The 24,258-nt window shown below is 56.7% G+C and carries 23 protein-coding genes; 6 read left to right on the top strand and 17 right to left on the bottom strand.

Annotation, left to right across the window (positions count from 1 at the left end):
• Nucleotides 1–53 precede the first annotated feature (53 nt).
• The 3 genes from ACUZ79_RS10670 to nrdG are packed head-to-tail and all read left to right on the top strand — an operon-like array spanning nucleotide 54 to nucleotide 3,041.
• Entirely contained in the window at nucleotides 54–2,309 is a 2,256-nt protein-coding gene (locus tag ACUZ79_RS10670) for an anaerobic ribonucleoside triphosphate reductase (RefSeq protein ID WP_449251575.1), read from the top strand.
• A 53-nt stretch (nucleotides 2,310–2,362) separates the two neighbouring features.
• Nucleotides 2,363–2,533 carry an anaerobic ribonucleoside-triphosphate reductase gene (gene nrdD / locus ACUZ79_RS10665; protein WP_034605181.1) on the top strand — a complete coding sequence of 57 codons (171 nt, stop codon included), beginning with the start codon at nucleotides 2,363–2,365 and terminating at the stop codon, nucleotides 2,531–2,533.
• On the top strand, nucleotides 2,526–3,041 hold the full coding sequence (nrdG, locus tag ACUZ79_RS10660; RefSeq protein ID WP_240825696.1) for an anaerobic ribonucleoside-triphosphate reductase activating protein: 516 nt from the start codon (nucleotides 2,526–2,528) through the stop codon (nucleotides 3,039–3,041). Before nrdD ends, nrdG begins: the two co-directional genes overlap by 8 nt.
• A gap of 91 nt (nucleotides 3,042–3,132) precedes the next feature.
• On the opposite strand, the gene ACUZ79_RS10655 is transcribed toward nrdG, so the two are convergent.
• From ACUZ79_RS10655 to ACUZ79_RS10620, 8 genes are all read right to left on the bottom strand, one after another.
• Nucleotides 3,133–4,137, bottom strand: a complete 1,005-nt coding sequence (locus ACUZ79_RS10655) for a bacteriohemerythrin (RefSeq protein ID WP_449251574.1) — start codon at nucleotides 4,135–4,137, stop codon at nucleotides 3,133–3,135.
• A 33-nt stretch (nucleotides 4,138–4,170) separates the two neighbouring features.
• On the bottom strand, nucleotides 4,171–5,430 hold the full coding sequence (locus ACUZ79_RS10650; RefSeq protein ID WP_449251573.1) for an HD-GYP domain-containing protein: 1,260 nt from the start codon (nucleotides 5,428–5,430) through the stop codon (nucleotides 4,171–4,173).
• Between the two features lie 246 nt (nucleotides 5,431–5,676).
• A complete protein-coding gene (nifS, locus tag ACUZ79_RS10645) occupies nucleotides 5,677–6,831 on the bottom strand; it encodes a cysteine desulfurase NifS (RefSeq protein ID WP_240825573.1) in 1,155 nt (384 codons plus the stop codon).
• Between the two features lie 5 nt (nucleotides 6,832–6,836).
• Nucleotides 6,837–7,673, bottom strand: a complete 837-nt coding sequence (gene nifU / locus ACUZ79_RS10640; protein WP_240825576.1) for a Fe-S cluster assembly protein NifU — start codon at nucleotides 7,671–7,673, stop codon at nucleotides 6,837–6,839.
• Nucleotides 7,657–8,100 carry an RrF2 family transcriptional regulator gene (locus ACUZ79_RS10635; RefSeq protein ID WP_027180794.1) on the bottom strand — a complete coding sequence of 148 codons (444 nt, stop codon included), beginning with the start codon at nucleotides 8,098–8,100 and terminating at the stop codon, nucleotides 7,657–7,659. Before ACUZ79_RS10635 ends, nifU begins: the two co-directional genes overlap by 17 nt.
• A 42-nt stretch (nucleotides 8,101–8,142) precedes the next feature.
• The gene (gene metA, locus ACUZ79_RS10630; RefSeq protein ID WP_240825577.1) at nucleotides 8,143–9,078 is read right to left on the bottom strand and encodes a homoserine O-acetyltransferase MetA; all 936 of its coding nucleotides are present in this window, start codon (nucleotides 9,076–9,078) and stop codon (nucleotides 8,143–8,145) included.
• Between the two features lie 208 nt (nucleotides 9,079–9,286).
• A complete protein-coding gene (locus ACUZ79_RS10625) occupies nucleotides 9,287–9,994 on the bottom strand; it encodes an ATP-binding protein (RefSeq protein ID WP_449251572.1) in 708 nt (235 codons plus the stop codon).
• Nucleotide 9,995: 1 nt separating this feature from the next.
• The gene (locus ACUZ79_RS10620; RefSeq protein ID WP_449251571.1) at nucleotides 9,996–10,658 is read right to left on the bottom strand and encodes an HAD family hydrolase; all 663 of its coding nucleotides are present in this window, start codon (nucleotides 10,656–10,658) and stop codon (nucleotides 9,996–9,998) included.
• A gap of 262 nt (nucleotides 10,659–10,920) precedes the next feature.
• Between ACUZ79_RS10620 and ACUZ79_RS10615 the strand changes: the two genes are divergently transcribed.
• From ACUZ79_RS10615 to ACUZ79_RS10605, 3 genes are read left to right on the top strand one after another with little or no spacing between them, the layout of a single operon-like run.
• A complete protein-coding gene (locus tag ACUZ79_RS10615; RefSeq protein WP_449251570.1) occupies nucleotides 10,921–11,814 on the top strand; it encodes an ornithine carbamoyltransferase in 894 nt (297 codons plus the stop codon).
• Nucleotides 11,815–11,817: 3 nt separating this feature from the next.
• On the top strand, nucleotides 11,818–12,720 hold the full coding sequence (locus ACUZ79_RS10610) for a threonine/serine exporter family protein (protein WP_240825584.1): 903 nt from the start codon (nucleotides 11,818–11,820) through the stop codon (nucleotides 12,718–12,720).
• Nucleotides 12,717–13,226, top strand: coding sequence for a threonine/serine exporter family protein (locus ACUZ79_RS10605; protein ID WP_240825586.1), 510 nt, complete (start codon nucleotides 12,717–12,719; stop codon nucleotides 13,224–13,226). The genes ACUZ79_RS10610 and ACUZ79_RS10605 overlap by 4 nt, the downstream gene beginning before the upstream one ends.
• A 213-nt stretch (nucleotides 13,227–13,439) precedes the next feature.
• Here the strand turns inward: ACUZ79_RS10605 and ACUZ79_RS10600 are convergent, their stop codons facing one another.
• The 9 genes from ACUZ79_RS10600 to ACUZ79_RS10560 all read right to left on the bottom strand — a co-directional run bounded on the left by ACUZ79_RS10600 (nucleotide 13,440) and on the right by ACUZ79_RS10560 (nucleotide 24,248).
• On the bottom strand, nucleotides 13,440–14,414 hold the full coding sequence (locus tag ACUZ79_RS10600) for a rhomboid family intramembrane serine protease (RefSeq protein ID WP_449251569.1): 975 nt from the start codon (nucleotides 14,412–14,414) through the stop codon (nucleotides 13,440–13,442).
• Nucleotides 14,415–14,471: 57 nt separating this feature from the next.
• Nucleotides 14,472–14,681, bottom strand: coding sequence for a 50S ribosomal protein L28 (gene rpmB, locus ACUZ79_RS10595; RefSeq protein ID WP_027180796.1), 210 nt, complete (start codon nucleotides 14,679–14,681; stop codon nucleotides 14,472–14,474).
• A 269-nt stretch (nucleotides 14,682–14,950) separates the two neighbouring features.
• Complete coding sequence (locus ACUZ79_RS10590) at nucleotides 14,951–15,466, bottom strand: nitroreductase family protein (RefSeq protein WP_192111579.1); 516 nt, start codon at nucleotides 15,464–15,466, stop codon at nucleotides 14,951–14,953.
• A gap of 110 nt (nucleotides 15,467–15,576) precedes the next feature.
• Nucleotides 15,577–18,741 (bottom strand): Hpt domain-containing protein, encoded by a 3,165-nt coding sequence (locus ACUZ79_RS10585; RefSeq protein ID WP_449251568.1) that lies wholly within the window; start codon nucleotides 18,739–18,741, stop codon nucleotides 15,577–15,579.
• Between the two features lie 69 nt (nucleotides 18,742–18,810).
• Entirely contained in the window at nucleotides 18,811–19,179 is a 369-nt protein-coding gene (locus ACUZ79_RS10580) for a response regulator (protein ID WP_449251567.1), read from the bottom strand.
• Between the two features lie 111 nt (nucleotides 19,180–19,290).
• Nucleotides 19,291–19,992, bottom strand: a complete 702-nt coding sequence (locus tag ACUZ79_RS10575) for a chemotaxis protein CheW (protein ID WP_192111581.1) — start codon at nucleotides 19,990–19,992, stop codon at nucleotides 19,291–19,293.
• Nucleotides 19,986–20,762 carry a ParA family protein gene (locus ACUZ79_RS10570; protein ID WP_240825595.1) on the bottom strand — a complete coding sequence of 259 codons (777 nt, stop codon included), beginning with the start codon at nucleotides 20,760–20,762 and terminating at the stop codon, nucleotides 19,986–19,988. Before ACUZ79_RS10570 ends, ACUZ79_RS10575 begins: the two co-directional genes overlap by 7 nt.
• A gap of 10 nt (nucleotides 20,763–20,772) precedes the next feature.
• The gene (locus ACUZ79_RS10565; protein WP_449252176.1) at nucleotides 20,773–21,651 is read right to left on the bottom strand and encodes a CheR family methyltransferase; all 879 of its coding nucleotides are present in this window, start codon (nucleotides 21,649–21,651) and stop codon (nucleotides 20,773–20,775) included.
• Nucleotides 21,652–22,316: 665 nt separating this feature from the next.
• A complete protein-coding gene (locus tag ACUZ79_RS10560; RefSeq protein ID WP_449251566.1) occupies nucleotides 22,317–24,248 on the bottom strand; it encodes a HEAT repeat domain-containing protein in 1,932 nt (643 codons plus the stop codon).
• Between the last annotated feature and the right edge of the window lie 10 nt (nucleotides 24,249–24,258).

Raw genomic sequence — 24,258 nt, 5'->3', positions numbered from 1 at the left:
GTTTTATTCGGGCGGCCTTTTTGTTCATAGCCCACACGTTTGGAGCGAAGTTCATGCTCGCCAGCATTATTAAGCGCGACGGCACGGAAGTGCCTTTTGATTCGGTCAAGATTCTCAATGCCATCACCAAGGCCAATCAGGCCGTTGGCGGTGAAGACATGTCCCCCACTGACCTGCTGTTTGTCACCGAAAAGGTGTGCAAAAAGCTGGAGTCGCGCAGCCTCAAGCATGTGGAAGAAATTCAGGATGTTGTTGAAGAAACCCTGATTCAGTACGACTACGCCAAGAGCGCCAAGGCTTACATCCTGTACCGGGCCGAGCATACGAAAATCCGTAATGCGGAATCGTATCTCATGGATATCTATAAAAAACTTACGTATTCCCCGGCCCTTCAGGAAGACATCAAGCGCGAGAATGCCAATATCGATGGCGATACGGCCATGGGCACCATGCTCAAGTATGGTTCCGAAGGCTCAAAATTCTTCATCGACAACTACATTCTGCCCAAGGATGCCTCTGCCGCGCACCTTAACGGCGATATCCACATTCACGACAAAGATTTTTACATGCTCACGGAAACGTGCTGCCAGATTGATCTTATCCCCTTGTTTAAAAATGGTTTTTCCACGGGGCACGGGCATTTGCGCGAGCCCAATTCCATTGAGAGCTATTCGGCCCTTGCCTGCATTGCCATTCAGGCCAACCAGAATGAAATGCACGGCGGCCAGAGTGTGCCGCATTTTGACTTTGCCATGGCCGAAGGCGTTATCAAAACCTACCGCAAGGAATATGAGCGCGCCTTTGCCGCCTTTTTGCGCATTGCCCAGAATCTGGAAGAGCAGGCAGCCATTGACGCAGCCAGAGAAACCATCGCCCTGTTGCCAGAAGGCCCGCGCCTTGGCACCTGCGATGCCTTTGGAGAGGCCCTTGTGGCGGCTGTCCCCGAGGCCCGGCGCGAGCTTGTGACGCGCGCGCATGCCTACGCTGCCGGCGAAGCCCTCAAATACACCGAGCGCCGCACTTACCAGGCCATGGAAGCCCTGATCCATAACCTGAACACCATGAATTCGCGTGCAGGCGCACAGGTGCCTTTCAGCTCCATCAACTATGGCACGGATATTTCTGCCGAGGGGCGCATGGTTGTCAAAAACCTGCTGCGCGCCACCAAGGCCGGGCTTGGCAACGGGGAAACCTCCATTTTCCCCGTGCAGATATTCAAGGTGAAGTCCGGGGTCAACTATAATCCTGAAGATCCCAACTACGACCTTTTCAAGCAGGCCATGGATGTTTCCGCCATGCGGCTTTTCCCCAATTTCAGCTTTCTTGATGCGCCGTACAACCTTCAGTACTACCGCCCGGGCGACTATAATACGGAAGTTGCCTACATGGGCTGCCGCACACGCGTACTTGGCAACGTGTACGACAAGGACAGGCAGGTCACGTGCGGTCGCGGCAATCTGAGCTTTACGTCCATCAACCTTCCCCGGCTGGGGCTGGATGCGCGCGGTGACATCAGCCGTTTTTACGCTCTGCTGGACGACAAGATTGATCTGGTGTTCCGCCAGCTGCTGCATCGGCTCAAGATCCAGAGCGCCAAGAAGGTGCGCAACTATCCCTTCCTCATGGGCGAGGGCATCTGGCTTGATTCCGACAAACTGGGTTGGGACGACAGCATTGAAGAAGTGCTCAAGCACGGCACACTGACCGTGGGCTTTATCGGCCTTGCCGAAACGCTCAAGGCTCTTGTGGGTCAGCACCACGGCGAAAGCGAGGATGCCCAGAAGCTTGGCATCGAGATTGTTACGCATCTGCGCAAACGGTGCGATGACGAAGCTGAAAAGACAGGACTCAACTTTTCACTCATAGCCACCCCGGCGGAAAGCCTGAGCGGGCGCTTTGTCAACCTCGACAAGGAAAAGTTCGGCAGCATCCCCGGCATCACTGACAGGGATTACTACACCAATTCGTTCCACGTGCCGGTGTACTGCCCTATCAAGGCCTTTAAAAAAATACAGATCGAGGCTCCATACCACGCGCTGACCAATGCGGGGCACATCACCTATGTGGAACTGGATGGCGATACCTGCAAGAACCTTGAGGCCTTTGAGAGCATCATCCGTTTTATGCACGATAATGGCGTTGGCTACGGCTCCATCAACCATCCCCTGGATCGCGACCCTGTCTGCGGCTATGTGGGTGTGATCAACGGCGCCTGCCCCCGCTGCGGCCGCAAGGAAGGCGAAGGCGTGAGCGCCGAGCTGCTCAATGAATTGCGTAGAAAATTCCCGCACACCCCCAAGTGGGACTAGCGGTCAAATACATTTTTTCCATCAATTTTGCTTTAAGAACAAGGAGAGCGAAAATGCTAATGAAATCGCGTCTGTTCGAGGAAACCAAGCCCGCGCAGAAACTTGTGGGTCAGGATGTGGGCTTTGAACGTACCCGCCGCATCACCGGTTACCTTGTGGGAACGCTTGACCGTTTCAACAACGCCAAGCGCTCGGAAGAGCGCGATCGTGTCAAGCATGCCTGAATCCGGTAATGCCGGGGTCATGCGGCTGTCAGGCATTGTGGAGGAATCCATAGTGGACGGCCCGGGCCTGAGGTATGTCTTGTTCACGCAGGGTTGCCCGCATCACTGCAAAGGGTGCCACAATCCGCAGACGCACGACTTTGAGGGCGGCTTTCCGTTTACGGCGGAGGCCGCCCTTGCCCAGATTGGGGAGAATCCTCTTCTGGCGGGTGTGACGCTGTCTGGCGGGGAGCCCTTTGAGCAGGCCCAGGCGCTCTGCGCCGTGGCCGAGGGCGTACAGGCCATGCGCAAAAATGTGATGACCTACACGGGGTACACATTTGAAGCCCTGCTTGCCCGCAATGACTATTGGACAAGTCGGCTGCTGGAACTGACGGATGTTCTTGTGGATGGCCCCTATGTGGAAAGCCTCCGCGACCTAGAATTACTGTTCAGGGGCAGTTCAAACCAGCGCCTTCTTGACCGCTCCGCCCGGGAACGAATAGCGGCAGCATTGCTTGGCCGTTGAACTTTTTGCGAGTCCTGACAGGTTGCTCTGTCGGCCACGTTTGTTCCCCGCTTTTTGCGGGGTTTTTTATTAGGGGCTGGCCGCAGAGGGCTTACTGCTTCGGCGTGGGGGTTGTGCCGATCACATAGGAGGCAAACCCCCCATCCATCTGCTGTATATGATCCACCAGCCAGGTTTTCAGGTATTCCAGCAGGGCAATATCAATAAAGGCCTTGTCGTCAAGCACGGCCTCCCTGAGTTCTGTCACTGTTTTTCTGAAATTCTGGTGCACTTCAATGTGCCGTGCCGTGAGCGGATAAGCCGTGCGGCTGAAGAAAATTTCTTCTGTGGCAAAATGGCTGAAGGCATAGCCCGTCAGATCATCAAGAATTTCCAGCAGCAGTTTTTTATCGCAGCCCTTCTGCATGCCACGGTGCAGCTTGTTGATGTACGAGAGCAAGAGCTTATGCTGGCCGTCAATGACCGGAATGTTCGTATTGTAACGGCTATCCCAGGGAAAGGCCTCTGCAAGCGCAGTATCTGCTTCGTTTTTGTCAGTGGTGTCTGTGTCCAAAAGCTGGCTGGCGTGCAGCAATATGCATTCGCTACGGTGCAATGCCGCAGAAAGGTCAAGAATCTGGCCCCTAGTGTGCGGGCGGTCCACAGCCAGCCCATTGTCCGCACCAGCAGCAGTTGCCATGTCATTCAATTCAGATTGGGCTTTGCGCAGGGCCGCAAGGGCAGTCTGCTGCGTCTGCATGTCCACAACGCGCCTTTCGCGCAGTTCCTGAATTTCCTGCCGGAGTTTGTCTGCTGTTTCGTGCGCCTCGGCAAGATCGTGGCGAAGCGTGGCCTCTCTGGCATTGAGGCTGTCTTCCAGAGCGCGCACAACATCACAGGCCGTGGGTATGGACGGGATTTCAGCGCAGTCCGGTTGTGCAATGGCAGCCACGAACGTGCGCAGGGGCAACAGGAGGTATCGGTAGAGCAGCACAAGGCCGCAGAGGGAAAAAATCAGGGAGAGGACAACAGCAAGCCGAGAAAAGGGCGGGGTGAGCTGCATGGCGATAATGCCAGCCAAGGGAGCAATAATCAGAAAAATGATTGGAACGCCCATGATTCCCCCTGTCAGCGGGTATGGCTACCCAGTTCAAGGTTGCCTGGCAGCCTTTGCCGCCTCATCGCACAGCCTGCGCATAACCACAAAGTTTGCTGCGGCCTTGCGCTGGGCGCGTATGCGCTCTTTGTTGACGCGTAGCACATTATCGGCCAGGAGCGCTACCACGCCGTTGTCCAGATAGCCGAGTTCCGCCATGGATGTGATGATTCTCATGGCTTCGGCCAGAGGCATGCCGTTTCGGTAGGGGCGGTCTTCTGTGAGCGCTGTAAATACATCCGCCACAGCGATGATACGTACAGGAAGCGTCAGGCTGCTTCCTTCGATATTGTGGGGATAGCCTGTGCCGTCGATGCGTTCATGGTGTCTGCCTCCCCATTCACGCACACAGGTAAAACCGGGTATGGAACCCAGCAAATTCATGCTGATTTCAGCGTGCTTTTGAATCTCCCGCACTTCGTCGGGCGTGAGCGCCGCTGGTTTTTCCAGAATTTCGAGCGGCACCGCGAGTTTGCCAATATCATGCAGCAGACCGGCCACAAACATGGTTGTGAGATCGTCGGCGTCGGCCATGCGGGTCAGCCTGAGCAGCATGCGCGCCGTATAGGCCACGCCAAGGGAGTGGGTGGCGGTAAAGGGGCTTTTGGAGTCAATGGTTTGAGAAAAAAGGCCACACAGGTCCACAAGTTGCACCGGGCCAAGAATCACAGCGCCAAATGCCTTGGCCAGGTATTCTTCCATGCGCTTGTGGCTACCCAGAAGCGCGGAAATTTCCGCATCATGAGCCAGGGTTGCCAGCGCCTCCAGACAGGCTGGGGCATATTCCCTGTCTCTTGCCTGCAGAGTGAGGCAGATGCTGTGCATGTCAGGAGCCTGCTTGCCGCGCAGGGCAACATCAACCCGGTCAGCCATGTGGATGCAGTTGGCTGGCAGTGCGTGCTGGTCGGATGCCTCATAACTGCACCATTCCGTATGGTGATGCAGCACCATATCGCACACAGGCGTGGGCAGCCCCGCAGTTTTGCAAAAGGCCCAGCCAGCCCGACAGTGCAGGGCTTTGTTGCGCTCAAAGATGAGGTCGCGCGTATCGCTTTTGAGCGGCACTGCTCCAATATCGTGCAGCATGCTGGCCATAAGCATGTACTTGCGCGTGGTGCGGGGTAACCGCATGCGTTCTGCAATAACCTGACTCAAAAAGGCAACCCGCAGATGATGTCCGGCAAGAAGTGGTGTAACCATGTCGAGCGCGCGCGAAAAACCCATCAGCAGATCAAAAAGGCGAATTGAACGCATGAAACCTCACTCACACCAATCAGGGCAGGTATTCAAAGTGAAATGATAGGACAACCGGCCCCAGGAGGCAATAGGTTCATTTGCGTAGCGGTCGGCAGAAAGGGTACTTTTTTGCATCATGGGCGTTACTTATGCCGCGTGTGCAATTGCACAGAATTTTTGCCGCAGACGTAAATGTGCCGCACCCAGACGAGTGCGGCACATAATCTACAAACATTGGAATCTGCGTCAACTGCTGAGCCAGGATTAATCCTTGAAGGGAGAAATCATGCGCAGGGTCTTGATGACATCAGGGAAGTTCTGGATGACAAAGTCCACTTCTTCCTGCGTGGTGTAGCGGGAGAGGGAAAGACGGATGGAGCCGTGGGCGTAAGTAAAGGGCACACCCATGGCGCGCAGCACGTGCGAAGGTTCAAGGCTGCCAGAGGTGCAGGCAGACCCGGAGCTTGCGCAGATGCCGAGCCTGTCGAGCATGAGCAGGATGGCTTCGCCTTCCACGTTTTTAAATGCAATATTGGTGGTGTTGGGCAGGCGGTTATCCACATCGCCGTTCACCATGCAGTCGGGGATACGTTCAAGCAGGCCCTGTTCAAGTCTGTCGCGCAGCATGGCCACGCTGACGCGTTCTTCCTGCATGTGCGCAATGGCAAGTTGAGCCGCTGCGCCAAGCCCTGCAATATATGGCACGTTTTCCGTACCCGCACGGCGGCCCCGCTCCTGATGGCCGCCCCGCAAAAACGGGCGAAAGCGTACACCCTTGCGCACATACAGCACACCAATACCCTTGGGGGCGTGCAGCTTATGACCGGAGAGCGAAAGCATGTCCGCAGGCAGGTGGGCAAGGTCAATGGGCGTTTTGCCCACGGCCTGCACGGCATCCGTATGAAACAGCACGCCGCGTTCGCTGGCCATTTCAGCCATGCGCTGGATGGGATAGATATTGCCCACTTCATTGTTGGCAAACATGATGGACGCCAGCGCCGTATCGGGCGTAAGGGCGGCTGCGTATTCGTCCAGGTCAAGGCGTCCCTTGTTGTCCACGCCAAGGTAGGTCACTCGGTAGCCTTGGCGTTCCCAGTGCTGCATGACGCTGAGTACGGCGGGGTGTTCCACCCGGGTGGTGATGAGGTGGCGCTTTTCAGGCTGGGTCTGGATGGCCGACCAGATGGCGGCATTGTCGCTCTCCGACCCGCAGGAGGTAAAGATGATTTCGTCCGGATTTGCGCCCAGCAGCCCGGCCATCTGCTCACGGGCAGTTTCGACCGCATCGGCCACCTGACCGCCAAATGTGTGCATGCTTGAAGGGTTGCCGTACAGCTCGTTCAGATAGGGCAGTATGGCATCGCGTACTTCAGGCGCAACAGCCGTGGTGGCGTTGTTGTCAAGATAGATGGTTTTCATGGCGGTTAGGCCTCCTCAACCACGATGTCGGCTTCAACATGTTCGCGCAGCAGACGCTGCACCAGATCGCGGATGGTCACTTCGCTCGAACGGCACTGGGCGCAACGCCCGCGCAGGGAGACCACAACGCGCAGACCGTCCACATCCACCAGCTCAATATCGCCGCCGTCAGCAGCAAGCTGCGGACGGATTTCTTCGTCAATGGTCTTGAGCACCTTCTGCATGCGCTGCACGTTGGTGAGGCGCGGCTTGGGCTTGAGTTCGATCAGGGGCTTTTGCTTGAGCTGGGCGGCCAGAATTTCGGCGATTTCATCAAGGCATTCGCCGCATGCGCCGCCAGCCTTGGTGTAGTTGGTGATTTCTTCAACTGTCTTGAGGCCGTTTTCGGTGATGGCGCGGATAATCTGGGCATCCGTGATGCCAAAGCACTTACACACCAGCTTGCCGTCTTCATGGGCATGGGGCACGGGCGGTTCGCCCTTCCATTGGCGGATGGCGGCTTCAAGCGCCTCCTGGCCCATGACGGAGCAGTGCATCTTCTGCTTGGGCAACCCGCCCAAAGCATTGGTGATGTCCTTGTTGGTGATCTTGAGCGCGTCTTCAACAGACATGCCCTTGACCATATCGGTCAGCACAGAGCTTGACGCAATGGCGCTGGCGCAGCCAAAGGTTTCAAAGCTGGCGTCTTCAATGATGTGCTGGTCGTTGATCTTGAGATATAGCTTAAGGGCGTCGCCGCAGGTCAGGCTGCCCACTTCGCCAATGGCGTTGGCGCCTTCAAGGGGACCCACATTGTGCGGCCGCAGAAAGTGGTCGTGTACTGCTTCAGTGTAATTCCACATGGTTGCCTCCCGTTACGGAGCATTTCTCTGAGTCGATGATTTCCTGCAAGGTGCGCTTTTGCAGGAAGGAGCGGATATGCCCGTCCAGTTCTGTCCAGAAGCCCCGGGTGGAGCAGTGGGATTCGCGCTGACAATGGCGACCCTTGCTCAGACAGCGCACAGGGGAAATTTCACCCTCAAGGTGCTGAAAGACTTCTTCAATGTTAATATCTGTTGGCGACTTGGCAAGTGAATATCCACCGCCAGAACCGCGCACAGCACGCAAAATGCCCATGGGGCGCAGTGCCCGCACTATCTGTTCCAGATAGCCCGACGAGATGTTTTCTTCACGGGCCACTTGCCCCAGTTGCAAAAGAGAGCCCTGGGGCTGGGCCGCCAGACGCAGCAAAAAGCGCAATCCGTAACGGGTTCTGGTAGAAAATCGCATAGGCATCCTCGTATCCTGTAGGGGGTTCAGGATTATGAACTCTTACTTGCCCTGCCGGTCACGGGCAATGGCAGTAAGGCTGAAGGGCGTTTCCTGATAAACGTAGTAGTTGAGCCAGTTGCAGTAGAACAGGTGCGCGTGCGCCCGCCAGTTCATATTGGGCAGGCGGCTGGGATCGTTGCCGGGATAGTAGTTGTTGGGCGGTATGGGGTTCATGCCCCTTTCCTGATCGCGGCGGAATTCCGCATCCAGGGTGCCCCTGTCGTACTCAAGGTGCCCGGTCATGAAAACCTGCGAGTGGTCGCGGCTCTCAACCAGGGCAAGCCCGGCCTCTGGTGATTCGGCAAGAATGCGCAGCGCGGACTGTTTGCTTACATCCTCGGCGCGAACTTCTGTATGGCGCGAGTGGGGCGCGGCAAAGGTATCGTCAAAGCCGCTGAACAGACGGCAGCCGGGTTGCAAAATGTCGTGCTGGAACACGCCGGAAACTTTGGCAGGCAGGGCGTACTTGGGGATACCGTAAAAATGGTACAGGGCAGCCTGCGCCGCCCAGCAGATGTACAGGGTGGAGTACACGCGGCTTTGCGCAAAGGTCATGATGTCCAGCAGCTCGTGCCAGTAGTCCACATCCTCAAAAGGGAGATGTTCTACCGGAGCGCCGGTAACGATCATGCCGTCAAAGCTGCCATGGCGAATTTCTGAAAATGTCTTGTAAAAGCGCTCAAGATGCTGTGCGGGAGTGTTTTTGGATTCATGAGCTTCTGTGCGCAGCAGGGTGATGTTGACCTGAAGGGGCGAATTACTCAAAAGCCGCAGCAACTGGGTTTCTGTGGCGATTTTGGTGGGCATGAGGTTGACGATGGCGATTTCCAGCGGACGAATGTCCTGCTGGACAGCGCGATCTTCTGTCATCACAAAGATGTTTTCGCTTTCAAGCGCAGCACAGGCGGGAAGATCAGCAGGAATCTTGATGGGCATGTCTATGATCCTTTACAGCAAAGCAGTCTTACCTGGCAGTGCGGTCACTGCCCCTTACGGCCCGTCTGCGGGTTACGGTTTTTGGGCAAAGTCTCAGTTAATAAAAGCCCGCCCCTAAAACATAGCATTACACTATGTTTTGTCAAGGCGGACTTTAGGTATTTCCTACATGGGCATTTCTTGCCCGCGTATACTGCTTGTAAGATATCTACAATTGTACAATATGCGTCTCCGGCGTCAAGGTGCTGTCAGCGGCCTCGATGGCGCGGTGCGCCAGCCTGTCCAGCCCGCCGCAGCAGGGTACGCTCATGCGCAGTACGGTAATGCCCGAAATGCCGCCCTGTTTGATGATGGCTGTGAGTCTTTCGACCAGTACTTCATTGTCTTCAAGCTTGGGGCAGGCAATGATGGGCACGCGCCCGCGCATCCAGTCCGCATGCAGATTGGGCAGGGCAAAGCCTGCGCAATGGGCGGCCAGCAGGATGTTGGCCCCGCGCAGATAGGGCGCAGTGGGCGGCACCAGCCGCAACTGGATGGGCCAGGTGGGCACCTGCGCCCGCAGGTCTTGCGAACCGGCGGGGGCCATGGTTGCTGGGCCGCCGGTCAGCGGGGTGAACGTGCGCGCCATGCTGCCGGGGCAACCGCCGCCGTGCGGGCGGTGAGGCTGGGCGGTTCCATCCCTTTTTGCCTTGGCGGCAAGGGCCGCCTCCTCGTCAAATTCGGGCGCTTCCCTTTCCACAAGGCGCAGCGCGCCCTCGGGGCAGTTCAGACACGCACCGAGGCCGTCGCAGTAAACGTCGCTGACAAGTTTGGCCTTGCCGTCAATGATGGCAAGCGCGCCCTCGGCGCAGTCGAGTACGCATTGTCCGCAGCCGTTGCACTTTTCTTCGTCAATCTCAATGATGGGACGTTTCATACTATGCCTCCTTTGCCATGCGCGTCAGCGCCTCGGGCGTGTCGATGACATGGTCGGCCTGGGCTGCGCGCAATTCGTCCGCGCCGCGAAATCCCCAGGCTACGCCGATTGAGATCATGCCCGCGTTGCGAGCGGTGAAGATATCCACGTTGCTGTCGCCCACGTAAAAGCTGCGCTCTGGCAAAAAGTCCATGTGCCGCAGCATGTCGAGCGGGGCGTCCGGCTCCGGCTTGAGGGGCACCCCATCCCTGCCGCCGCGCACAAGGGTAAACGGCACATCAGGAAAGTAGCGGCGCACCAGCTCAACCGTGAGGTCATCCGGCTTGTTGGAAAGGACGGCCAGGGCGTGGCCGTCAGCTGCGAGTTGCTGCAGCGCCTCGGTGATGCCGGCATAAGGCTTGGTGCGCACGCACATGTTTTCGCCATAGCGGGCGCGGGCCTCTGCAATCAGCGCTGTCAGCTGGTCTGAAGAAAGCTTTGCTGCTTCACCCTCGGGGAGGGCGTCATTCACAAGTTTGTGAAAGCCTCGGCCCACATAGAATCTGTACGCTGGCAAGGGATGGACTGGATAACCGTGACTGGCCAGAACATCGTTGCAGGCCTGACCAATGTCTTCCAGGCTGTCCACCAGTGTTCCGTCCAGATCAAAAATAAATGCTCTCATGTATACTCCTGTGGGCCCTGCAAGCGGGCACCCGTACTGTAGCTGAAAAGTGGATTAAATCACAAGTATTCAATGGGTATTAATGCGACAAGATCCACTATTCTCTTTTTTTTCAGCGTGTTAAAAAAATGTTTCGCAAAAGGCGCATAAGGGTTTGTGATGCATGCTGCTTTTTGTACTTTGCTGGACAGAATTTTCACGCATTGATAGAACAGTATCGCGGGTTCAAGATGCTGTATGTGACGACCGTCACGGAGGATCTATGGCAAGACATATTTTAAATATCAAAAGTCTTGGTGAAAAGGCGTCCTGGCTGCTGGTGCAGCAGGCATTGGGCATGCCGGAACCGAAGCTGCAAACAGACTTTATGGCGCAGCGCGTGGCCCTGCTGATGTTTTCGCAGCACTCCCTGCCTGAGAGGCTTTGCGTTTCCGCCGCTGTGCGGCAAATGGGCGGCAATGTCGTGTACGAGGGCAGCCGTGGCAGCTGGCGCAATGAAATGAACGATTATCAGGAACAGCTCCTGCCCGTTTTCAGCTACTACATTGACTGCATGTACATGTACGGCATGCCAGTGAGCGGGTGGGACATGGAGGCATCGTGCCTGCGCTTCCCGCTTATCAATGCGGGCAGCCCGGATGCGCATCCGGCGCATGCGCTGGCCGACATCGCCTGCATGTTGCGCAATTCGCGCTATCTTGACGGCGTGACCTGCGGCTGGCTGGGCTGCGTCAACGGTACGCTGCATTCATTGATGGCGGCAACGGCATGGTTTCCCATTTCACTGCGTATTGCAGTGCCGTCCCGCGTGGATCCCGCGCCGCTCAAAGAAGCTGCGGAGCGCTACGGGTCGCGCATTACCATTGTGGATAGTGTGGAAGAGGCCGTGCGCGGCGTCAACTATGTTTTTGCGGGCTGCCGTAGCGGCCTGACGGACGAAGAGCGCGAAAGCTGGCAGGTGTCGCCGGAACTGCTCGCCAAGGCGGCGCATGACGCGCATCTTATGCTGAGTGCTTCGCCCATAGCGGCGATTCGTGTTGACGATTCCATTCTGGCCAGCAAGGCCTCACTGCTGGTGCAACAGGCAGAATACCGTTTGCGGGTTCACAAGCGCATGCTGCACTGGGTTTTTCTTGATAATGAAAGCGGGATCTAGTTTATGGGTTTGCAAAACGGGCAGGGCGGTCTGAATACGCTGTCTGCATTGGCGGCGGATTCGACTGAGGCGGGCGGGGCAGAGGCCAGTACCGAGAAGGCCGATGCCGCTTGCGGAACAGAACATAACGTTCTGACTGCCAAAGAGCTTATTGAGTTCATACAGGTTTATGCTTCCACATTGCTTGCGGCGGGCGGGCAGACTTCACGAGTTGACCGCACCGCCTGCCGCATTGCACAGGCATATGGTTTTGAGGTGGAACTGGCCATATTCCCCAAGCACCTCATGCTTTCGGTCATCAAGCCTGCCGAAGGGGGCATTCCGGCGGAGCGACGCACTGCGGTCAGCTCCATTGTGTCTGGCGCGCCCAATTTTCAGCGGGTGGCGGCGCTCAATGCCCTGAGTTGGAGCATTGCCGATGACAACCTCAGCCTTGCCAAGGCGCGCGAGCATTTCAGCGCAATCTGCGCGGTGCCCACGCTTAATTCCGGGTTGCTGCGCTTTCTTGTGGCCTGCGCCAATGCCGCCTTTTGCGGTTTGTTCAACGGCGACGCAGTGGCTATGGGGCTGGTTTTCTGCGCAACCTTTCTGGGCTTTTATCTGCGGCAAAAGTTGCTGCACTGGGGCCTTGACCTGAAGGTCACGTTTTTTCTCTGCTCGTTCGCTGCTTCTCTGGTGGCGTCGCTGGGCGTGCTGCTGCATCTGGGCAACACGCCGCAAACGGGCATGGCTGCAAGCGTGTTGTTTCTCATCCCCGGCATTCCCCTGATCAACGCCATGCTGGATATTCTTGACGGGCATGTGCTCATGGGCGTTTCGCGGCTGATTCAGGCCAGTACGCTCATTATCTGCATTGCTCTGGGGCTGGCTACAACCATGCTGCTGATGGGAGTGGATTCGTTATGATGCTGGTTGACTGTCTTGCGGATGGCGCGCTCGCAGCTGTTGCCGCAGTTGGGTTTGCGGCCATTTCGCGGCCCACCAAGCGGATTGCCGTCATGGCTGGCCTGCTTGCCGCCACAGGCCACATGAGCCGTTTTTTGCTGTTGCAGGCCGATATGGGGATTGCCAGCGCCTCGCTCTGCGCCGGGTTGATTATTTCCTTTTGCAGCATGCCCATTGCGCGCCGCTGCCATACCCCGGCGGAAATGTTTGTGTTCCCCGCGCTGCTGCCCATGATTCCCGGCATGTTCGCCTACAAGGCCATTCTGGCGACCTTGCAGTTTCTCAACACTGCCGGAACGCCTCAGGGCCAGACTGTGCTTGTCAGTGTTGTCTACAACGGACTCACTGCATTTTTCATCATGTGCGCCCTGGCTATCGGGGCCATACTGCCTCTGCTCCTTTTCCACCGCGAAGCGCCGCTTGGGCGTACATTGCACAAGCTGAGCCAGGGGGGCAACGCGGTCTGAATCAGGCGTTTTGCCTTGGCAAGAACAGTGTTGCCGTGCTGCTCAGGGCAGGCATAAAGAGGGTGGGAGCTGGTCTGGCGGAAGGATAGTGGGTGAGAAGGCGCTGGTCTGCTCTGATTTGGGCTGATTCTGGCAGATATGCGGCGATCAAAAATACAGCCAAAAATCATGATCCTGATGTGCGAGTTCACGTCAGGATCTTTTTTTGCTCAGTCAGTTGCGCATGGCGGCAAAGGCCCACCACCATGCAGCGGCGCAGATCAGGGCCGTGAGCGCCCCCGCCATCCATTGGTTCAACCTCTTACGGCAGTTCCGCACCTGCCAGGCTTCAAGCGCGCCCAGCGCCAGCCCACAGCCAAGCCCGGCAAGATGCGCGGCATAGTCGGTATTTTCACCTTCAGTGCCGAGCATGGCCAGCAAGGCGGCTGCGGCAGCCACTGGCAGCATGGCCTTGCGTTTGCCTTGTTGCTGGCAGGCCATGTAGCCGGAAATAACCCCAATGCTGGCAAACAGCGCCGTGGAAAATCCCATGCTCAAAACCGGGCGGGGCCGCAACAGCACGGTCAGGGCATTGCCCAGCGCGCCTCCCAGCAGCGTGAGCCACAAGGCTCTGCCAACGCCGGTCATACGGGCCAGCAGGGTCATAAATATAGCCCCGAAGGCTATGTTGCCGCAAAGGTGGGTAAGGCTGGCATGAAGGGTAAGGGCGGTGACGGTTCTGTACCATTCGTTGAAAACGCGAACCCGCACGGCGTCAAGAATGCCCGCGCTGCTCCACATGTCTGGCGGTGGCAGCACTGCGGGGACAGGCCACCAGCCCACGCGCCAGCCGTGCCAGAGAATGAGCGGCAGCAGCGCTAGTATTGCCATGTAGGCATGAGGAAAAACCCGCAGCGGCAGAGGCTGGGCAACTGGTGCGGCGTTCTCGCGTACAAAGTCCCCCAGTTCCATGAGGGCAATGTTTTCAAACAGCGCGGGCACATAAATGTATTCCCTGCCGTTCATCTGGACGGTCTGGTGCGGGATATTGCAGGCATTGAGCACAAGCAGCCATTCACGAAAGCGTGCGTAGCCCGTGGTGCCTTGCAGGCTGGCAACCGGGCGCCAGTCGAGAGGCAGGCTGTTGGGCCTGCGGCGGGCGCGCCAGTGGCGCGAAAAGGCAAAAATTTTCGGTGGAATTGTGCGCATATGCAAAAAAGCCCCGGCAGAAACCTGTCGGGGCTGAAAGCTGCAAAAGAAGGTCAGTTAGGCCTGCTTACGCACCGTGGGCTTAACAACAACGCCAGAGCGCAGGCAACGGGTGCAGACGGAAAGGGTCCGCACGCTGCCGTCGGGGAACTGGTGACGCACGCGCTGCAAATTGGGATTGAAGCGACGCTTGGTCTTAATGTTGGAGTGGCTCACAAGATTGCCGACCTGGGGCTTTTTGCCGCAAAAGATGCATTCCTTGCTCATACATTCCTCCGTATATGCAAAAAAATAGTTCAATTCAAATGCGGCAAGAACAAAGCCCGCGCCGAAAAATGACAGCGTTGCATGTGGGCATAACCGCGCGAAAAGGTCATATAGCTCATGCAGCATAGAAAGGCAAGAAATTTTCTCAAAAAAAGGCGACTGCGCTTCAAGTGCGGGCTTGCCAGCCCGTCATTGAGCTGGGAAGACTTTAACACTCTGGAACAACGCAATTTTTCAAGCCAATCCGCAGGAGCAGGCTACTGTGCAATTCAGAAGTAATCCCGGTGAGTACGCGCCCAGTCAGACGCGTCAAGCTCTCGCGGCTTTTTTACTTCGTCCTTGTGCCCAATGGCCACGAGGCAAAGTACGCCATAATGACCGGGAATGCCAAGTGTTTTTCTCACTTCAGCCTCGGCGGAAGCTGCGCCGTTGGTGCGCAGGCGCATCTGCACCCATGTGGAGCCAAGGCCCAGACGCTCCACTTCCAGTTGCACCAGAATGGCAACAATGGAGGCATTTTCAACCCATACGTCCGATTTGTCAGTATCGGCCACCACCGCCAGTACCAGAGGGGCAGTGCGCAGGGGCATGGTGCCGGAATCGCGGCAATCTGCCAGCGCGGCAATAACAGCCTTGTCGCGTACGGCCACCAGCTCCACAGGGCGGGTATCCTTGGATGAAGGGGCCAACAGGCCGGCCATAAGCAGTTTTTCCAGATGTTCATCGCTTACGGCTTGATCGGTGAATTTGCGTATGCTGCGGCGGTTGCTCAACAGTTCCAGCATGACTTTATCCTTTTGTGGCAGGTGCGGCATGGCGCCGCCGGCTGAAAAAAAGCACGGGCGGCGGGCGCGGATATCCAATGGAAAAGGGGGCCTTGTGGCCCCCTGTAGCATTACATTCTTACTGAAACCGGCTGCTTGCCCTGTTCGCCCCCAGCGCCGATGGAGGGAGCTTTGGAGGTTGCCATTATGTATATTTCGTGCGGGTCAAGAATCAGGATGACCGAACCATCGCCCATGATGGTTGCGCCCGAAATACCCTTGAGATCGCCAAGGTATGCGCCAAGGGGTTTGATAACGATTTCCTGCCGTTCCAGAAGCCGATCGACCACAAGGCCCAGACGGCGGTCGTTGTCGTGGATGACAACCACGGAAAGCACATCTGGCAGAGGATCAGTGCGGGGCAGGCCCAGCATTTCTGAAAGCTCCACAACACCAAGCACTTCACCGCGCAGGGTTACGGCCTTGCGACCCTTCACATCCGTGAGGCGTTCGGCTTCAATCTTGGTGGTTTCAGAGACAGCATCAAGGGGGATGGCGTACATCTGTCCGGAAACATTGACCATAAGCGCATCAATGATAGCCAGGGTCAGGGGCAGACTCAAGGTGAAGCGCGTTCCCTTGCCAACCTCTGAATACGTGCTGACGCTGCCCTTGAGGTTCTTGATGTTGGTGCGCACCACGTCCATACCCACGCCACGGCCTGAAATATCAGTGATTTTTTCAGCCGAGGAGAAACCGGGGGCAAAGATAAGCTCCAGCGATTCGCGGTCATCAAGTTGTGCGGCTTCCTCAGGGGTGATGACGCCCTTGCGGATGGCAACTTCGCGCATTTTTGCGGGGTCAATGCCCTTGCCGTCGTCTTCGATTTCAATGGCGACAGAGTTGCCCTTGTGGAAGGCGCGCAATACGACCTTGCCCTTGGCGGGCTTGCCCGCAGCGAGGCGCTGGTCTTCTGGCTCAATACCGTGGTCAACAGAGTTACGGATAAGGTGGACAAGCGGATCGCCGATGACTTCAACAACGCTCTTGTCCAGTTCTGTTTCTTCACCTTCCATGACCAGATCCACTTCCTTGCCGCTTTTGCGCGAAAGGTCGCGCACCAGCCGGGGGAAGCGGGAAAAGACCGAAGAAACCGGCACCATGCGCACCTTCATGATGGTGTCTTGCAGATCGTCAGAAATGCGCGCCATGGCGTAGGTGGTTTCAGAAAGGCTCTGGGCGACCTGAGAAATATCCACGTCATGCCCGGTGTCTTCAAGCGAACGGGCGATGAGGGTGTACCTGTTACGGTTGATGATGAGTTCGCCAATAAGATTCATCAGGTGATCAAGGCGTTCATGGTCAACTCGGATGGTGGACGAACCCTTGTGGTTCTCGGCAGCCGGGGCCGCAGCTTGCGCCGCAGGCTTTGCCGCAGCCGGAGCCGCTGGTTTGGCTGGCGCCGCAGGCTTGGCAGGTGCAGCGGGCTTGGCAGCTTGCGCCGCAGGTTTTGCGGGCGCAGCGGGCTTTGCCGCCGCAGGGGCGGCGGGTTTGGCAGGTTCGGCGGGCTTGGGTACCGGGGCCTCCTGCTTTGGGGCAGCCGGAGCCGCCGCAGGCGCGCTCTGTTCTGCTGTGCTGGCCGGGGCGGCCTGTTCTTTTTCGATCTTGGGTTCGGCTTCAGATGCAGCAGGCTTTTCGTCCGCTGGTGAGGCCGGGCTGGGAGCCGCAGCAGGCGCAGCAGCCGAGGGGGCGGCCTTGGCCGGGCCGTCCAGCGCAAGCTGGACCATGTCCTTGATGATGGAAACTTCCTGATCCAGCAGGTCAACCATCAATTCAAAATCAATACCGCTGATGCGTCCCTGGTCCACTATGCCAGCCGTGCGCTCAGCGTAAACCTTGATGTCTTCAAATTCCATGAAGGCGCAGGCGTTCTTGACCGCAATCAGGCAGCGGTACAGGGCATCAATGGAATCTTTGTGGCTGCCGTCTTTCTTGAGTGTTTCCAGAGCGGCATGAATAATTTCAAACTGCTGGCGCACCGTGACGCGAAAGGCCTCGGTATCATCGTTTTCAGCGCCAACGGCAAAAAATGTCGGCGTGACCACTTCAACCGGAGCGTGGGGTTCTGCGGCGGCAGGAGCTTCCTGCTCGCTGGCCTCCTGCTCTGCGTTTTCCTGGCTCTCGTCAGCTTCGTGGCTACCGTTGCCGTTCTGGCTGGCCTGAGCGTCAAGAAGTTCTTGAGGCAGGGAAATGGGACCGCCTGTCTGGGCTTCCTGAAGCTGCTTGACCACGGGAGAGATGTTGAAAGGCGTGGCTGAACCCGCTTCAATATTGATGCGCTGTACCAGAGCTTCCAGCACGTCAACCACGAGAAGCAGAAGGTCTATCAGCTCGTGGGTGGGCGTGATTTTGCCCTGGCGGACATTGTTGAGCAGGGTTTCTGCTTCGTGCGTGAGCGAATTCAGTTCGCTGTAGCCGATAATGCCGCTGTTGCCCTTCATGTTGTGGAAGAAGCGGAAAATATCGTTGACCAGTTCATCTCGTCCAACGGGATTTTCTTCCAGATCCAGGAGGGAACTTGTGAGGTTTTCGATGGTGTCGTTGGACTCATCGATGAAATCTTTCAGGTGCCCTTCACCAAAGGCGGTGAGGGTATACGTGGGCAGATCAGGCAGCGTCTGCACCCAATCCTTGCCAGACATGGCCGTAAACTCTGCTTCGTCTCCGGCTGTGGCGGCTGCGTCATCGTTGCTGCTTTCGCTATACGTTTCCGCAGCTTCATCCGCCGTGGGCAGTTCATCACTAATGGCAGGGTCTTCAACAACCGAGGCAGGTTCGACAATCTCTTCTTCTGGTTGCGGCTCTGCTTCAGGCTCAGCCGCCACAGGCTGCGGCGCTGTTTCGCCAGCCATGATGGCATCAATCTGAGCCATGATGTGCCCAATCTCCACTTCGCCTTCGGCATTGATGGATTCAAGATTGTCAATCATCTGGCGCAGGGCATCGGTGGATGCCAGAATGACATCCATGATCTCCGAGGTGACAACCATGGTGCCTTTGCGCAGTTCGTCCAGAATATTCTCAGACTTGTGCGCAAGCTGATTGATGCGGTTCAGCCCCAGAAAACCCGATGCGCCCTTGAGGGAGTGCATGGGCCGAAAGATATCATTCAGCAGAGCAAGATTGTCCGGCGCCTTCTCAAGCTCAAGAAGGTTAGGCTCGATGGTTTCGAGATGTTCTTTGGCTTCCGCGATAAAATCGGCGAAAAGTTCCGGATCAAAAAATTCCTGGCTCATAACCTGTACCTTTATATGGCTGAAAGCACACTATTGTCCGAATTGGACACATACTGTCTTTCTTATCGGCTATCCCAGAAGCATCTTTATATTACGAACCATTTTTTCAGGCTGTGCCGGTTTTACCATATACAGGTTGGCGCCGAGGCTCATGCCGGTCTGGATGTCCTTTTCCTGCCCTTCGGTTGAAAGAACAATGATAGGAATATCCTTATAGGCTTCCTGAGCGCGGATGGTCTTGATAAACGTGAAACCGTCCATGCGGGGCATGTTCACGTCCGAAACAATCAGGTCGACCGGCTCAAGGCTGTAAAGCTTTTCAATAGCGTCAAGGCCGTCCTCAGCGGTGCTTACCTTGAAGCCTTCGCCCTTGAGAACAAAGGCTACCAGGTTACGGATAGTCTTGGAGTCGTCTACGACCATAATATGTTTTTTCATAGGTGATCCTGTCCGTCTGTTGTTGGCTGCCGTACAAAATTTCACCGAACTCTAGAGATTATTCAGACTATTGGCAAGTCGGAGCGTGTGCTATTTCAGCTGGGCAGACGATCAGACTTCAATAAGTTTGTCGACAATCAGTTCCGGGTCGATAATTCCGTGGAGGCGCTCCTTGATATTGGCGAGGCCGCACAGAAAATCTGCCCCTTCGCCAAGTTGCGCCTCTATATTCCAGCTGATGCTGTCTTTTGAAACCATGTACATGGTGTGTATTTTGTCTATAATAAGGCCAAGCTGCATATCTTCTGTGCCGCAAACGATGATAAAGCTTTTTTCGGTATAGCGCTTTGTCTGGTCTGTGGTCAGCAATGCATCCAGGTGAAGCAGTGGCGTAACCTTGCCGCGCAGATTGACAACGCCAGCAATAAAGGGCGGTGCCATGGGAAGCCGGGTCAGCGGCATGTAACGCAGTACCTCAACAATTACCGGTACTGGCAGCAAAAAAACCTGTTCGCGCACATAGAACGAAACCATCTGTACCTGTTCTTCTGCCGCAAGCCTTGTGCGCAATGAAGGCCGGGCGGTTTCTGCCTCTGCATGCCCGGCATGATGGGCTGGGCGCGCATGGTCTTTTGCTTCTCCTGCTGCGCCAGCCATCACCTGCTCTGGTTCAAGCACCGGCATGGTCTGCAATGCATCGCTGCCCAGATATTTTTGCACAAAGGCCTGTTCCGCAGCGCTCAGCGTTGCGTCTGCCGCTTGCGGCACGGCCAGGCATTGGTCTGCAAAGTACTCTTCGGGCGTTTTTACCATAGTTTTACCACTTCTTCTGCAAGCGAATTATACCCGAGCGCTCCCTTTGAGCGGGCGTCGATATCATAAATGGTGCACCCCTGGGCGCTGGCCTCGCGAAAGTGCGTGTCCACCCCAATGACCGTTGAGAACATGGATTGCCCCATTTTGCGCCGCATCAGTTCAAGTACCCGTGTGCAGGCCTTTGCTCTCCTGTCGTACATGGTGGGCACCGCCCGGTAGCGTACGGGCCTGCCCAGGGCCTTGTTCAACGTGTGCAGCGTGTCGAACAGCAGCTTGAGTCCGTGCAAGGCAAGAAAATCTGTCTGGATCGGAATTATCAGCAGGTCTGCGGCAACCAGCGCATTGACCAGCAGAATGCCCACATGGGGCGGACAATCCAGAATTATGTAATCGTATTCATCGCGCACATGCGTGAGGCTGCGGAGGAGCACACTCCCTTTGGCCTGGCGCTCGCGAAAGTCAACTTCAAGCTCTGAAAGCCGTATGCTGCCCGGCGCCACGTCCATTCCCGGCAGCGCCTGCACATGGATAAGATCGGGCCAGATCACGGGCCAGGCATCTTCCTGCGCAAGAAAAAGATCGTGCAGGCTGCAAGTGATGCCTTCGGGGTATATTCTCGCATGCAGCGTGGCGCAGGCGTGGGGGTCAAGATCAAGAACAAGAACTTTTTTCCCCATGCGGGCAAGCGCGCTGCTCAGCGAAATGGATGTCGTGGTTTTGCCGACGCCCCCTTTTTGATTGGCAATAGCCAGAACTTTTGCACACATGGTATCAGCATCAGCTCATTTTTCTGTAAACGATGGTTCCCTTGTGGTGCTCAAGCTGGAACGCGCGGCTGATGTTGTGCAGGGATTCGGAATGCCCGATAAGCAGCGCGCCGTTGATTTCAAGGTTGTCGTAAAAGGCGTTGATGACCTTGCGCTTCATCTCATCGTCAAAGTAGATGATAACGTTGCGGCAGAAAACAATCTGCGATTTTTCAACGCGTTTGAGCTGTTCTCTGTCATTAAGGTTAATGGGCCCAAAGGAAATGAGCGACTTCAGTTCCGGCTTGACCCTGTACTGCGTGTCTTCCTTGATAAAGTAGGCATCCACAATTTCCTTGGGGGTCGTGCGCAGAGCATAATCGTTGTAAACACCCCGGCGGGCAGCGGCCAGTACGGCCTCGGAAAGGTCGTTGGCTGTAATTTTGATGTCCCAGCTGGAAAGTTCACTTTTCAGAACCTCACACAATATGATGGCAAGCGTGTAGGGTTCTTCGCCCGTGGAACAGCCAGCCGACCAGATGCGCAGCTTTTTGCGCCCAGCCTTGCGGCACTGGTCAAGAATGTCGGGCAGCACGCTTTTTTGAAAAACTTCAAGCTGCGGCGGATTGCGGAAAAAGCTTGTTTCGTTGGTGGTCACCACTTCAAAAAGCTTTGTTAGCTCTGTGCGGCGGCTGCCGTCAAAACGCAGAAAGTTGTAATAGTCGCTGTAACTTTTGAGATTCAGTTCCTTGATGCGGTTTGAAAGCCGATTTTCAACAAGGTACTTTCTGTTTTCAGCAATGAAAATACCGCACTGCTGATAGATGAAATCGCGCAGTTGCAGAAATTCTTCGTCAGATATCTGCAGATCCTTGCGGAAGGGCGATGCTGCGCGGGCGTTGTCTGCCATTTGCGTGGGCGAGCGAAAAGCCGCAGCAGGGGTGAGCGGTGGGCGCATGGCGCTGGTTGCGGGTGTGGCTTGCGCGGGCCGTGTGGCTCCAAGGCCGCCCGCAGCAGGTGCGGGGCTTGCAGTGCGCGTGGGCAGGGCCGACCCCAACGGAGGCCGTGCTGTTTGCCCCAGGCCTGACTGCCCTAGCCCAGTTTGCCCAAGCCCAGTTTGCCCGAGAGGCGGCCGCGTTGTCGCACCAGACAGCCCGGTTGCTGTCTGACCAAGCCCGGATTGTCCAAGGCCGGATTGACCAATTCCAGATTGTCCAAGGGGCGGTCGCGTTGCCGCAGGCGCAACGGGGCTGGTGGAACCGCCTGCTGGCGATGTGCCTCCCAAACCTGTGCCAGCGCCTGCACCCGCAGGTGTGCGGAATGCAGAACCTGTCAGGCCTGCGCCTTGCGCCGGGCTTGCAGGGGCAGGAGCCGTTGTTCTGAATGGCGAGGCCGGAGCGGGCGCAGCTGGTCTGGCAGTCGGAGCGGCCGGCGCTGCCCCGGGCGTTGGCGTCACGCCAAGCCGTGGACGTTGCTCTGCGGGAGTAGTCGCGCCGCCAGCAGATGAGCCGTTGCCGCTGTTCTGGGCAGAGCCGAGCGGGCTTTTGGGAAATAACGTAGGGGGCTGAGACATACCTACTCCTGTTCGGCCTGGATCGTTGCCACCGCTTCTTCCGCTGCATGCTGGATATCCGGGTCTTCATGATTCATCAAACCCAGCAGCACGCTAAAGGCCACATTGCCGCCGATCTTACCAAGAGCCTCAATAATTTTGAGGGCCACCATGGGGCTTGAACTCTCAAGCATTTGCGCCAGTTGCGGAACGGCATTGGCTACCTTGTGCATGCCCAGCGCATCAACGGCGCGTATGCGAACCCATTCATTTTCATCATCAAGCCCATTGAGCACATAGGGCAGCACAGTTGGGGAAGCGATTTGCCCAAGCAGGTCAATTACTGCAAGGCGAACATCCTTGTCTTCATCTGTAAGGCGGGGCAGCAGCAGGGGCAGGTATCCCTCGGCCTGTTCGCCAAGACTCTGGAAGGATTCCACCGCCACCTGCCGCGTGCGGGGCGATTCATCTTCAAGCGCTGCCGTTATTTCAGGCAGATTTTCTACAATGCCGTAACGGCCAAGGGCGTACACGGCCATCATGCGCTGCAAGGGATCTTCGCTCTTGGCGCGCTCCTTGAAGCGTTCGTTCAGCTTGGCGCTGTGCAGGTTGATGCAGGCTTCCAGCGCCATTTCCTTAACATCCACATAGCGGTGATCCAGCTGGGCGAAGACAAGGTCTTCCACATCAGGGCAGGTGGGCTGGTTGCCAAAGAAAACCAGTGCACTCTTAAGAACTTCCGCGTCTTCTGAATCATTCATGATGGTGATGAAGAACGGGGAGTCTGCGCAGTCGCCAAGCTGGGCCAGTTCCGCTGCTGCCATGCGCTGTAGTTCCGGGCTGGCATCCCAGAAAATATTCTTGAGATCAGGCACGCAACGGCGGTCTGCCATAAGATGGCAGGCCTCCATTGCCAGCAGGGTGCGCGATTCATCAACGCTGTTCAGGGCATCGCGTACGGAGTCATTGTAGCCGATGGCGGCTATGGCCTTGATGGCGGCTTCATAGAGTTCATCCTGGCGTTCCCTGTCGAGTGTGGCGGCCATGTTGATGATGTCCTCGGTGCACGCGTCCGAGCCGATGGCGCTCAGGCCTTGCAGGGAGGCCAGCAAAATGTCTTCATCATTGTCTGTAAGGGCGTCAAGCAGGTAGGAACGCAGCCTCTCCTGCGATTTGCCAGCCAGCAGCGACAAGCCCCGTCCGTTGAGAATCTGCACTATAGCTTTGACAATCTTGTGCCGCAGGGCTTCGCGAACATTTTCAAGTGAACTGAAGAGCAGGGGAATGGACTTTACATCGCCCATGTCGCCAAGGGCGTCCACAATGGCCGAACTCACAAGGGACGAGGCCTGGGAAAGCAGTTTCACAAGAGCGCTGGCGGCGGAGTAGTCCTTGATTTTCGCAAGGGCTTCCACAACGGCAAACTGCACCCATTCCTCATCGTGCATGGCCTGGCACAGGGAGTTGACGGCTTCGGGAAAAGCCAGTGTGCCAAGGCTCACAGCAGCCTGATAACGCACGTTCACTTCCGGATCTTTAAGCAGGGCGCGGCAGAGCAGCAGACAGGACTGATGCGTACGGCAGTATCCCAGAATATCTGTGATAAATATCCGCAAATCTGCATCGTCGTGCTGCAGGTAGGGCTGAATGCTCTCAATGCTGTCCGAGCCGATTTCGCGCAGAATGTCCATGGCCACGTTGCGCACAGGGGCTTCGTCGCTGCTCAGGAGCGGCAGCAGAGCTACAACCACCTGAGGCCCGCGAATTTTGCGCAGGGCGTATTCCGCTGCTTCCTGTACGCCCACACTTGGGCTTTTGATGTGTTCGCAGAGCATGGGAACGGCATCCTGGAGGCCCTGATCGCCAGCGCTGAATGCCGCGTCACGAACCGCGTCATTTTCGCCCGACTTCAGGGCTTCAAGAATTGCTTTGTGCTGTGGATTTTCCATGTTCATAGTCATGTCC

The sequence above is a fragment of the Desulfovibrio faecalis genome (assembly GCF_053570625.1).
This window is presented reverse-complemented; position numbering and strand designations above follow the sequence as displayed.